The organism is Desulfogranum marinum (assembly GCF_016918565.1).
GTDB lineage: Bacteria > Desulfobacterota > Desulfobulbia > Desulfobulbales > Desulfobulbaceae > Desulfogranum > Desulfogranum marinum.
Map to the genome: position 1 here is coordinate 1 of NZ_JAFFQD010000177.1, position 396 is coordinate 396.

The following is a 396-nucleotide window of genomic DNA, read 5'->3' on the forward strand; positions in this document are numbered from 1 at the left end:
TCGGCACATTCACTTTCGCTACGTCAGCACGGAAATCGGTCTCAGCAAAAGCGGTGACGCAATCAACGGTGCTCTTCAGCGAAGCGAGCAGCGCGATGTTCAGCGTCTGCGTCATGACGCCATCAGAAACGGTCTGTCCGGCATTGGTACCATAAAACGGCGTAGCGAACTCTTTGATAAACTGCGCGCGATCCTTAAGCAGGCCATCACGAATCCCTTCAAACACCGACATATCGACACCCTGCGGGTAGTCTGCCGTTTTGCCAAAGATTGGCGTGACGGCACCGAGAAGCACCAGTGCCGCGACGCGATCGCTGCCATAGCTGCCGATATAGCGTGTGACGTCGCCGCCACCCATTGAGAAACCCACCAGCGTCACATTCTGCAGGTCAAGAT

1 protein-coding gene is annotated in these 396 nt (G+C 55.8%); it reads right to left on the reverse strand.

The window, feature by feature from the left end:
• On the reverse strand, nt 1–396 hold a 396-nt coding region (locus JWH17_RS23390), incomplete at both ends, for an alpha/beta fold hydrolase (RefSeq protein WP_205225110.1).